10 protein-coding genes are annotated in these 11,085 nt (G+C 66.9%); 2 read left to right on the forward strand and 8 right to left on the reverse strand.

The features are described from left to right. Nucleotides 1–26 precede the first annotated feature (26 nt). The 3 genes from K7711_RS00535 to K7711_RS00545 all read right to left on the reverse strand — a co-directional run bounded on the left by K7711_RS00535 (nt 27) and on the right by K7711_RS00545 (nt 4,958). Entirely contained in the window at nt 27–1,178 is a 1,152-nt protein-coding gene (locus tag K7711_RS00535; protein WP_222963857.1) for a class I SAM-dependent methyltransferase, read from the reverse strand. Between the two features lie 407 nt (nt 1,179–1,585). Then, complete coding sequence (locus K7711_RS00540; RefSeq protein WP_308014368.1) at nt 1,586–3,019, reverse strand: MDR family MFS transporter; 1,434 nt, start codon at nt 3,017–3,019, stop codon at nt 1,586–1,588. Between the two features lie 70 nt (nt 3,020–3,089). Continuing rightward, a complete protein-coding gene (locus tag K7711_RS00545; protein WP_222963861.1) occupies nt 3,090–4,958 on the reverse strand; it encodes a serine/threonine-protein kinase in 1,869 nt (622 codons plus the stop codon). Between the two features lie 250 nt (nt 4,959–5,208). Here K7711_RS00545 and K7711_RS00550 point away from each other — a divergent pair, with 250 nt between their 5' ends. After that, entirely contained in the window at nt 5,209–5,832 is a 624-nt protein-coding gene (locus tag K7711_RS00550) for a DUF6153 family protein (RefSeq protein WP_222963863.1), read from the forward strand. An 89-nt stretch (nt 5,833–5,921) separates the two neighbouring features. Then, on the forward strand, nt 5,922–6,545 hold the full coding sequence (locus K7711_RS00555) for a DUF305 domain-containing protein (protein WP_222963865.1): 624 nt from the start codon (nt 5,922–5,924) through the stop codon (nt 6,543–6,545). A gap of 56 nt (nt 6,546–6,601) precedes the next feature. On the opposite strand, the gene K7711_RS00560 is transcribed toward K7711_RS00555, so the two are convergent. The 5 genes from K7711_RS00560 to K7711_RS00580 all read right to left on the reverse strand — a co-directional run bounded on the left by K7711_RS00560 (nt 6,602) and on the right by K7711_RS00580 (nt 11,064). Then, nucleotides 6,602–6,889: a hypothetical protein gene (locus K7711_RS00560; RefSeq protein WP_222966502.1), complete on the reverse strand. Its 288-nt coding sequence runs from the start codon at nt 6,887–6,889 to the stop codon at nt 6,602–6,604. Nucleotides 6,890–7,091: 202 nt separating this feature from the next. Next, nucleotides 7,092–8,249, reverse strand: coding sequence for a CaiB/BaiF CoA transferase family protein (locus K7711_RS00565; RefSeq protein WP_222963867.1), 1,158 nt, complete (start codon nt 8,247–8,249; stop codon nt 7,092–7,094). Continuing rightward, nucleotides 8,246–9,307, reverse strand: coding sequence for a phosphotransferase family protein (locus tag K7711_RS00570; RefSeq protein WP_222963869.1), 1,062 nt, complete (start codon nt 9,305–9,307; stop codon nt 8,246–8,248). Before K7711_RS00570 ends, K7711_RS00565 begins: the two co-directional genes overlap by 4 nt. A gap of 3 nt (nt 9,308–9,310) precedes the next feature. Beyond that, the gene (locus tag K7711_RS00575; RefSeq protein ID WP_222963871.1) at nt 9,311–10,060 is read right to left on the reverse strand and encodes an SDR family oxidoreductase; all 750 of its coding nucleotides are present in this window, start codon (nt 10,058–10,060) and stop codon (nt 9,311–9,313) included. Beyond that, on the reverse strand, nt 10,060–11,064 hold the full coding sequence (locus tag K7711_RS00580; RefSeq protein ID WP_222963873.1) for a 3-oxoacyl-ACP synthase III family protein: 1,005 nt from the start codon (nt 11,062–11,064) through the stop codon (nt 10,060–10,062). Before K7711_RS00580 ends, K7711_RS00575 begins: the two co-directional genes overlap by 1 nt. Nucleotides 11,065–11,085 lie beyond the last annotated feature (21 nt).

Consider the following 11,085-nt stretch of genomic DNA (forward strand, 5'->3'; position numbering starts at 1 on the left):
GGCTGAAAAATCCGCGTGCACGGGGCCTAGTCCGGGCGCCCGTCCCGCATCCCTCGTACCGATCGAGTCACCGTGAAGTTCCGGTTGCGTCCCACCACGTCGGTCATCCCGACGAAACGCTCCACCACACCCCGGTAGTTCAGGTGCGAATTGTAAACGGTCCACAGCTCTCCGCCCGGTCGCAGCACCCGTCCGGTCTCGGTGAACATCTTGATCGCCGATCCGGTGTGCACCGCGGCCCCGACATGGAACGGCGGATTGCACAGCACCAGATCCGCGCTGTTGTCCGGCACCGCCGACATCGCGTCGTCGCGCACCACCCGCACCCGGTCCGAGACGCCGTTCACCGTCGCGGTCGCCCGCGCCGAGGCCACCGCGGCCGCGGATTGATCGGTGCCGATCACGGTCACGTGCGGGCGCGCCTTGGCCAACGCCACCGCGAGAATCCCGGTCCCGCAACCCAGATCGATCGCGTCGCGGGCATCGGGTTTCATCCGCCGCAGATGTTCGATCAGAAATCGTGTGCCGATGTCCAGGCGCGGCCCGGAGAATGCCGCACCGTGTGCGACCACCTCGAGATCCAGTTCACCGAGCTGTTTGCGAATCGGATACGGCGGTTCGCCGACTTTTCTGGGCCCGCGCGCCAACAGAATCCGCGACTTCTGCCGTCCCCGGCTGGCCTGGACCGACGAAAACGATTCGGCCAGTATCTCGTTCATCGCGGGGGTCAGATATTTGTCCCGCGCACCGGCGAACACCTGCACCTCGGGATCGGCGTAACGGGCTATGGCATCGGCGATCTCGGCCAATCCGGACAATGCTCGCGGCAACCGCAGCAGAACCACCCGCACACCGTCCAGCAGTTCGCGATCGAGTGCGTGCGTGCTGTAGCGGTCGGCGAGCGCGACCGCGCGAGCATTGTGCGACAACGCGAGTTCACCGGTGAGCAGATCCTGGTGCACCCGCACACCGCGCAGATCGTGCGCGGCGACGGCGCCCAGGGTGAGCGCGCCGTACCCGTCGTCCACCACCGCGACCCGGCCGTCCCCCGCCGCGGCCAGCCCATCGGCCGCGGCATCGAGAATCAGCCGGTCAGCGGCATCGACCGCGTAGAGGTTCACCGCTTCCACATCGGGGTATCGCCGCAGCCGGCCCAGTACGTCGTCGACCTCGTGCACCCCTACAGTGTGCTAGATCGTTGCCATGCCGTCACGCCGACCCCGGTAGTTGTCCCTTCCACCACCCGCCCCACCCGTATCAGCCGAGCGTCGATCGCGGTCCGGCAGTCCGCGTCGGAACAGGGTTGCTGACACGAAGCTGTAATACATCGAACTACTCACCGCGCATCGCCCGGCAGATCGTTCCGCCCTGGTCGCGTCGGGTATCCGAAAAGCCGGGAGTCCCCGCACATATCTCTCGGAAGATATTGCCGCACAACACCATGGGCCATCGAACTCACCACTGCCGAACGCTCGCAGCTCGGCGCGCCGACCGCCGGAACGCAGGATCACCCTCGGGGGGATTCTCGTCGGCCGAAAGATCCACGGTGCCAGATCATTCGCCCGGGCCGCAGGGTTCGGCCCGCTCAGTCCGCGACCGGAGCGGGCTCGGGGGTGGCCGCCGCCCTCCCCTTCGGCATACCGCAGGCCGCGATCAGCATGACCACCGCCATCGCGGCCACGCCGAGGAACACCCCGTGGACCGCCGCGGTCAGCGCCGTGGGGGTCGGATGGTTGCCGTGTCCGACGCGCGCGTTCACCAGCGCGCCGAAGATCGCCACGCCGACCGCGCTGCCGATCGACCGGGCGAACATGTTGGTGGAGGTGACCACGCCGCGTTCGGTCCAGTCGACGCTGGTCTGCGCCGCGATCAGGGTCGGACTCGCGGTCAGGCCCATGCCGACGCCGATCGCGAAGCAGCTCACGGCCACCTCGATCAACGAGGAATGCGCGGTGAGCAGGAGCAGCGAGGCACTGCCGAGCACGGCCAGGGTGCAGCCGATCAGCGCGGTGCTGCGGAATCCGAGCCGCAGGTAGATCCTGCCCGACTGGGAGGCCGACAGCGGCCAGCCGAGCGTGAGCGCGCCCACGGTCAACCCGGCGATCAACGCATCCGCGCCCAGCACACCCTGGGCATAGGTCGGTACGTACGAGGTGAGGCCGAGCATGATCGCGCCGACCAGCATGGACACCAGACTGCTCGCCACAACCACCCGACGGCTCAGCGCCCACAGCGGCAGGATCGGACTCTCCGCACGCCGTTCCACCAGCGCGAACAGCACCAGCGCGAGTGCGCCGCCGACGAAGAGCACGATGCCGATCGGCGAATCCCAGGCCCACGCCTGACCGCCCTCGAGCAGTGCGAGGATGATCGCGCCGACCCCCAGGGCGAGCAGCGTCGCGCCCGGATAGTCGATACGACTGCGTTGCCGCGGCGCGGTTTCGCGGAAACTGCGCAACAGCATCCACGCGGCCAGCGCCGCCAGCGGCAGATTGACGAAGAAGATCCAGCGCCAGCTCAGATATTGCGAGAAGATCCCGCCGAGCAGCGGTCCCAGCACCGACGACAGCGCCCAGACACTGGCCAGATAGCCCTGCGCCTTGGCCCGCTCGGCCAGCGTGTAGATGTCACCGGCGATGGTCATCGACATCGGTTGCACCGCACCGGCACCGATACCCTGCACGGCCCGGAAGATGATGAGCGCCACCATATTCGTCGCCACCCCGCACAGCAGCGATCCGAGTGCGAAGACGCCGATGCCGAAGAGCATCACCGGCTTTCGGCCGAAGGTGTCCGCGAGCTTGCCGTAGATCGGCACGGTGACGGCCTGAGCCAGCAGATAGATCGAGAACAGCCACGGAAACTGCGCGAACCCGCCGAGACTGTTGGTGATGGTGAGTACCGCGGTCGCGATGATCGTGGAGTCCAGCGCGACCAGTGAGGTGGCCAGCATCAGCGCTCCGAGAACCGGACCTCGTTCGGATCGCAGGCCGATCGACGCTCGCGTCACGGTGGTCACACATCCCCCTGGCTTGCTCGGTCCGACAGCTAGGTGCAACGCGCCGTCAGCGCCGGTATTCCGAGCGTCCTCAGAGCCTGCCCGGAATATCGGAAACGAGCCATCGACCGCTGACATACTGCATGCGGGCGATGACCGCGCCCTGCGTGCTGGATCCGGGAATGCCGTCCTTGGTCTCGGAAATGACCATCCCACACAGCAACTCGGCTTGATCGGTGGTCAGCCGCGTCACGCCGACAGGATCGAGCTTGACACCGACATCGCTGTGCATCCGGCGGGCCGCATCTATCGCGGTGCTGAAAGCAGGGGAGATTTCCCGGTACAGCGCATCGGTGGTGACCGCCTTCACCGCAGTCAGGTACGCATCACCATCGGTGGCCTTGTACTGGAACAGTGCTGTCATCGCCTGAACGCCTGCATTTTTGATCGCATCGGTGGCAGCGACATCCACGAAGGCAGCATTACCGGTTCCGGTCGGCGGGTCGGCAGCCGCGGTCTCGGGAGTCTGCGTGGTCGCGGTCCCGAAAGCTGCGGCCGTGTCGGCTCGCCAACCTGCCTGAGTGCGGGTCAATCCCAGCTGCCAGCTCAGCTGCTGGACGGTGGCGGCGCCGGTGCGGGGCGTCTGGGTCTGCTGCAGCACGACCAACGCCCTCGCGTGTTCGAGCCCATCGTCGAGGGCCGTGAGCGCGGCGTGCAGGACGATCGCGGTGACCCGGTTGCCGGAGGAGACCATGACCGATTTCACCTTGTCGGCGACGCCGTTCAGTTGCTCGAGCAGCGCACCGGTCGCCGACGACCGCATATCCCGGAGGGAGCCGTCGGCATCGTCCGGGTTGGCGCTGACCAGATTCACAGCCGCCTGCCGAGCACCGGTCAGCGCCGCATCGCGGGCATCGGCCCGGGCCTGCGATGGCGACGAATGCGCCTTGCCCGCAAAAGGTTTCAGGACCGCGATTCCGGCAGCCGCAGCCGCGATCATGGGCACGGCGATACCTCCGGCGACGAGCATCCGCCGACGGCTGACCGTTCGCGGCGCTTCGGATACGTCCGCCACCGGTCCGGCGAAGCCGCCCGGCGCCGACGCGGACACCACCGTGGGCGCGACTCGCGCGTGCGCCGTGGCGAACGCGTGCTGTGCGGCGGCAGCGAGGTCACCGCACGTGCGGTAGCGACCGTCGGGATCCTTGGCCAGCGCGATCGCGATCACTTCGTTCAACCCGGGCGGCAGGTCACGCCGAATCCCGCTGAGCGCGGGCGGTGCCGCGGTCATATGTGCGGCGATGACCGCGGCCTGGTCTGCATACGGGAAAGGTGTTCGGCCGGTGAGCAATTCGAACAGGGTGCAACCCAGGGAATAGACGTCGGCACGCTGGTCGCCGGGCAGATTCGCGAAACGTTCCGGCGCGGCGTAGGCGAAGGTGGCCGCGACCGAGGTCATGGTGCGAGTGCCGTCGAGGCTTCGTGCGATGCCGAAGTCGGTGAGCAGTGTACGTCCCGCGCGATCCACGAGCAGATTCGCCGGTTTCACGTCGCGATGCAGAACGCCCTGGGAGTGCGCATGATCCAGGGCTCGAGCGGCATCACCGATCAGGCGCAGGACCTGATCGATAGGCAGCCCGCCGGGCGCCGCCGCCAGCAGTGCGTTGGCATCCCCGCCATCGATGTACTGCATGGACAACCACAGCGCCGGGTCGTCCGGACCGCTGCGATCGTAGACGGCAACGATATTCGGATGATCCAGTCCGGCCGCGAGTGCGGTCTCGCGGTCGAATGCCTTACGTGCCTGCGGATCCGCTGCGGCGCCGTCGTCGACGACCTTCACCGCGACCCGACGGTCCATCCGCGGATGCCGCGCGAGATACACCGCACCCATGCCGCCGACACCGATGAGCCGTTCGATGGTGAACCCCGCGAACACCACCCCCGCCTGTAGGACCACCCCGACTCCCGTCACTGCTTCCGAGCAATCCGACGCCGCTACGTCGGCTACGGATCGCCGCTGTTCCAGCAGAATCTAGCCCACCGCCGGGCCCTGACGCCGATCATTTTCCAGCGCTGTGCGCCCCCTGTGCGCCCCCAGGTCATGGATTGCGCACCTCAGCACACCACGAATGTCGCCGACATCCCGTCGGCACACAGATCCAGGGGTATACCGGCAGGGGGTATCGACAGCCCGCTACACTGTCCCCGTGAGCCGCCGGCCCGAACATCTCGCCACCGGATACGTCCGGGTGGCGGGCCTGCTCACGCTGCTGCTCGGAATCCTGGTGATGCACGTGTTCATCGCCTCCCACGCATCGAGCCGTTCAGCCGAACACTCTGCGACACAAGCGGTTCCGGATCACACGATGTCGCTCGCCGCCGGACACAACGCGGTCCCGGCAGCCGCCCACGACGACGCGACAGCGATGACCGCCCGCACTGCGCGGCACTATCCAGCTTCCGATCACCCCATATCCCTGGCCGCCGACCAGCACGCCATGCCGATGGCCGGCGACACGTCGATGACCGCGCCATCCGCACCGACTGCGCAACACCATCCAGCCGCGATGACGGCCCTCACCTCGATGATGATGCCGGGCGACGGCATGGATCCCGGGTGCGCCGACTGCTGCGTGCTACCCGGCGGGGTGCACGCCTGCGTGTTCATTCTCACCGCACTCGTACTGCTGCTCGGGCTGGCATTGCTGGGCCGGGTCGGTGACGATGCGGACGCATCCGCGCGAACGGTGCGCGGATGGGCGGCCCGGCGTGCCCGGCCGCCACCCTGGACGACGCTCTCACTGGCCGAATTGTCGATTCTGCGGATCTGAGGGACCGCCGTGTCGGCATGGAATCACCACGCGGACACGGATTTTCCGAATCCCAGTTCAGACCGTCGTAATTCCCCAGGAGTACAACCATGTTCATCTCACGTGCACGAATCACCGTTGCGGGTACCGGAATCGCCGTCGCCCTGCTCGTCGCGGGCTGTAGCAACGATTCCGGGAGTTCCACCTCCGGCACGACCACCGCGATGGCCGACATGCCGGGTATGAGTCACAGCACCGCGAGTTCGGCCGCGCCCACTCGCACCGATTTCGACGCCGCCGACGTGACGTTCCTGCAGATGATGTATCCGCATCACGCACAGGCGGTCGAGATGGCCAAGATGGTGCCGAGCCGGTCGCAGAATCAGCAGCTCATCGCCCTGGCCTCGAAGATCGAGGCGGCGCAGGCGCCGGAGATGACGAAGTTCGCCGATCTGCTGCACGGCTTCGGCAAACCGGCCCCGTCGGCCACGATGGATCACCCGATGGATGGCGTGATGTCGCAGGATCAGATGGCCGCGCTGCAGAAGGCCTCGGGGGCGGACTTCGACAAGATGTGGTTGCAGATGATGATCGAGCATCACAAGGGTGCGGTGACCATGTCGAACGCCGAATTGGCCGATGGCAGCAATGCCGAGGTCAAGGCACTGGCCCAGGGCATCATCACCGCCCAGCAAGCGGAGATCACGCAGATGCAGGGCATGGTGCAGAGCTGATCGGATGCTCGGATGAAGGTCCCCCGCAACCGGGACCTTCATCCGAGCGCGCCTGATCAGCTGCCGATGACCGCGTTCATGATGGTTCCGGCGCTGGTGGCGACACCGCCGCCGATCATCGCGCCGGCGACCATCTTGGGCGATTCGAGGCTGCCACCGTTCCACTTCTCCCAGGCGAATTTACCGCCGCCGTAGGTGACGGCCGTGACGCCGGACAGCAGTACGAACCAGGTGAAATACCGGACCAACTTGAGCAGCTTGTCCGCCGCCGGCGGGGTCTCCGGAGTGGGGTTGCCGACCTGGGCAAGCACAGTCGTGTACATCTCGTGTGCGGCGAGAACCATGCTCACGTTCGTTGTCCTCTCGGGATGCTGAGGTGATGCTGGTGTGACCACCCGCCCGAATGTCGCTCAGAAGCGGCGGGAGCATGCAGGTAGAACTCGTCGATCACGACTATTGAACCGCATTTGCCAGCTGTTGCGCAGGCGGACACACCAAATCACCGGCCGACGCGCCCGCTGGGCGCGTCGGGCGGCGGCGAGAGTCCTACGGCCGCGAGCTGGAGAGGTTCCGTTCGCCGGATTCCAGCTCCGCGAGTACCTCGGCGGTGTGTTCGCCGAGTGCGGGCGCGTGTCTGCGGATCGAGAATTCCTGTCCGTCGACGAGAGCGGGTGTGCCGACGCAGGTGAAGGGGCCTGCGATCGGGTGCTCGGTCCGGCGAACGATCGCCCTGGCCGCGATGTGCCGATCCGCGGCGACGTCGCCCATCGCGTGGTAGGCCGGTCCCAGTGGCAGCCGATGTTCCAGCGCCAGATCCATCCACTCGTCGAGATTCCGGCTCGCGAACAGGCGGCCCAGATCCCCGACGAGCGTGTCGTCGTCGGTGCCGCGCAGCAGGTCGGGCCGGGCCACCGCCGCGCAGAACGCGTGCCAGAATTTCTCCTCGAGCGCGGTGAAGGCGATGCCGTAACCGTCGGCGGTGTCGTACAGCCGGTAGCGCGGCCCGAGAAAACCGTTCTCGGGCAACGGTAGTGAGCCGGCGTCGCCGATCCGGTCGCGGTTGAGTTCGTAGGCCGAGACGAGCATGGTCTGCAACAGCAACGCATCGGCCCCGGAGACGTCGATATGGCTGCCCAGCCCGGTTGCCGAGCGTCGATACAGCGCCGAAACGATGTGCAGCGCAGCAGAATTCGCCGCTGCGAGCGGTCCCTCGCCGCGACCGCTGGACGGCTGCTCGCCGGGCGCGGCCGACACCGCCCCGACCAGAGCGCTCATCATCAAACCGTGCGTCGGCAGCGAGCCGTACGGACCGCCGCTGCCGTATCCGCTGACCGAGCAGTACACCAGCCGCGGGTTCAGCGTTCGCAGCTGTTCGGCGCCGAATCCCAAGCGGGACAGGGTACCTACGGCGTTTCCGTCGATGAGGACGTCCGCGGACGTGAGCAGCGCGGACAACATCGCACCGCCCTCGTCGGATCGCAGATCGGCGGTCACACTGCGCTTGTTGCGATTCAACTGCAGATGAGCCGGACTGAATCCGGGCACGATCTGTCCCAGCGAATGCCGGAGTAGATCGCCGCGCGGATTCTCGACCTTGATGACGTCCGCGCCGAGATCGCCGAGCAGCATGCCGGTGGCGGCGCCCGACACCAGCGCTGCGCTCTCGATCACTCGGACACCGTCCAGCAGTGCGGTGGCGGTCATGAGTTCATCAGCCGCGCACCGTAATCCACCGCAGTGTCGACCAGTGAGGCGAACAGCGCCGCCGAGGCGTCGTCACCGCGGCGGGTGAATGCGGCAACCCGGCCTTCCAGCGCGATCGCTACCCGGGCCATGGCGAAACCCTGGTAATACGGCAGATTCTCGATCGACAATCCGGTCCGGTCGGCGTAGCGCTGCGCGAGACGCGTTCTCGGCGGCAGGTTCTCATGATCGGCCGGGTTCGATCCGCCGAGTGCGAATGCCGCCACGGCGGCACACTCCTCGGGCCGGACCCACCGCGCGGTCAGGTATCCGATGTCGATCATGACGTCACCGAGAGTCGCTGTCTCCCAGTCCAGTACGGCCGCGATCCGCGGCGGCCCGTGCGGTGCGGCCATCAGATTCATCGGGCTGTAGTCGCCGTGCACGATGCCGAGCGTGGACGTGGCCGGTCGCTGCCGTTCGAGCGAGTCGATCATCGCCGCCAACGCCGGTGTGTCGCGCGTGCGGAAACTGTCCAGCATCTGTCGGCCCTTGTCGAACTGGCGCTCCAGATATCCTTCGGGGTGCCCGAATTCGGCGAATCCGGTATTCCGCCAATCGGTTCGCGCGATATCGGCGAGGGTGTCGACGATGGCATCACTCAGCGCAAGGCAGTCGTCCGGGCTCGAATACTGTTCCGGTACAGCACCTTCCAGAACGATGCCGTCGACGAACTCGACGAGCAGGAAGTCGCGGTCGATCGGCGCGGTGCCGTCCTGGTGCAGCACCGGTGCGGCGTGCGGAACCACGGTGTCCGCCAACGCTTTCAGCACTGACCATTCGCGACTCAGGTTGTATGCGTTGCCGACCTTCGCCTCACCGTGGTCGGGCGCCACTCGCAGCACCCAGCGGTGGTCCGGATCCCGGATCACCGAGTAGATCGCATGGCTGTTGCCCGCGGTCTGGGCGAGCGCCGAGATCCGCGGCGGCCCCTCTCCGGGCAGCCGCTCGGCGAACCACTGCCCCAGCGCCTCGAGTTCCTCGGGCGCGATCTGCTTGTGGTACAGGAGATCCGACATCGCTCAGACCGCGAATCCGCCGTCGAGGCGGATGGTCTGCGCGGTGAGCCAGCTCGAATCGGGCCCGGCGAGGAACGACACCATGCCCGCGACGTCGGTCGGCATCCCGATCCTGCGCAGATTCGACTGTTGCGCAATCGGTTCGAACGATGCCTCGGTCATCACCATCCGCGCCGACGGGGTGTCCACCAGACCCAATTGCAGGCAGTTGGAGGTGATCCCGCGCGGACCGAGTTCGCGCGCCGCCACCCGGGTGATCGCCTCGACCGCGGCCTTGCTGGCCGAATACGACGCGCTGCCGGGCAGGCAGGCCGCGACGCTCAGCGACGAGATCGTGATCACCCGCCCGCCGTCGGCCATGCGCTTGGACACCTCGCCCAGCGCGTAGTACAGCGAGTCGGTGTTCACGGCGAAGGTTCGCCGCCAGTCCTCGTACGAGGCCCTGCCCAACTTCGCGAAGACCGTGGTGGCCGCGTTGTGCACGAAGACGTTCAGCCCGCCGAACTCGGCGACGGCGGTCTCGAACATCGCGTGCACCTCGTCCGGGTCGGCCAGATCGGTCTTGATCGGGCACGCACGCACACCGAACTGCTCACATTCCCGCGCCAGCGACTCGGCTTCCGAAGCGCTCGAGTGATAGGCGATCCCGATATCGAAGCCGTCCGCAGCGAGGCGCCGGCACAGCCCCTGCCCGATGCCACCCGCACCGCCGGTCACCAGCGCGACGCGCGGATCGTTGTTCTCGTTCGTCATCAGAACCACCTCATCACTACGACTGCCCCACACACACCGCTGCCTGCGGTGGCGAATACGACGATGCTGTCCCGCTCGATCGGCCGCTCCGTATCGGTCATCACCAGACCGATCGGAAGCGAGGCCGCCGAGGTGTTGCCGACCGACCGGCCGCTCGTGCCGACCCGCTCGGGCGGCAATTCCATTGCGGCACTGAAGACTTCGACCATTCGAACGTTCGCCTGATGCAGCACCAGATGATCGATGTCGGCGACGGTCAGGTCACATTGCGCCAGCGCACTGTCGATCATGCGCGGCATCTCCCGGGCGAAGATCTCCATCAGGCGGGCCCCGTCCATCTCCATGAACTCCCGATCGACGGGAACCGACCCGCGCGCCGGGGTGCACACGACCTCGGAATACGAACTGTCCGTGAGCATCTCGTATCCGATGATCCCGTAACCGGCGGGCACCTCACCCATCAGGAAGGCTCCACCGCCGTCACCGATCAGCGGTGCGACCTTGGGGTTGGACTCATCGAGCAGGATCCCGGACCGATGTGCGCCCACCACCAGCGCCGTTTCCGCCATACCCGCGTGGAAGTAGCCGTAGGACGTCAGCATCCCCTGCGCGAATCCGGCGCACGCCCCGTCGATACTCAGCGCCGGAATATGCGGCAGCCCCAGACGCTGATGCAGGTCGAAGACCGGGGCGGGCAGTTGACGGTCGGGCGTCGAGGTCGCGAAGACGACCATCTCCGGTGGGGCCGTGGCGATCGGCGTCATGGCCCGCCGCGCCGCATCCTTCAACGCGTGACGTGCGGCCTCGGCGCCGAGATCCGCGGTCGATTCCCCCTCGGCGGCTCGATGACGCTGCTGTACACCGGTTTTCGCGAGAATCCATTCCTCGGTGACGTTCGCCCGCTGGGCGATGTGGGCGTTGTCGATCACCTGGGCGGGCAGATAGTGCCCCATGCCCAGGACACCGAAGCCCCGGCGATCGGTGAGCTCTCTACGACTCGGCATTCAAATGTCCTCCTAACGGCC

It is taken from the genome of Nocardia coffeae (assembly GCF_019890715.1).
Lineage (GTDB): Bacteria > Actinomycetota > Actinomycetes > Mycobacteriales > Mycobacteriaceae > Nocardia > Nocardia jiangxiensis.

Coding starts and splice junctions, on each gene's coding strand:
- K7711_RS00555 (WP_222963865.1), top strand. CDS start 5,922: ATGTTCATCTCACGTGCACGAATCACCGTTGCGGGTACCGGAATCGCC.
- K7711_RS00560 (WP_222966502.1), bottom strand. CDS start 6,889: ATGGTTCTCGCCGCACACGAGATGTACACGACTGTGCTTGCCCAGGTC.
- K7711_RS00565 (WP_222963867.1), bottom strand. CDS start 8,249: ATGACCGCCACCGCACTGCTGGACGGTGTCCGAGTGATCGAGAGCGCA.
- K7711_RS00570 (WP_222963869.1), bottom strand. CDS start 9,307: ATGTCGGATCTCCTGTACCACAAGCAGATCGCGCCCGAGGAACTCGAG.
- K7711_RS00575 (WP_222963871.1), bottom strand. CDS start 10,060: ATGACGAACGAGAACAACGATCCGCGCGTCGCGCTGGTGACCGGCGGT.
- K7711_RS00580 (WP_222963873.1), bottom strand. CDS start 11,064: ATGCCGAGTCGTAGAGAGCTCACCGATCGCCGGGGCTTCGGTGTCCTG.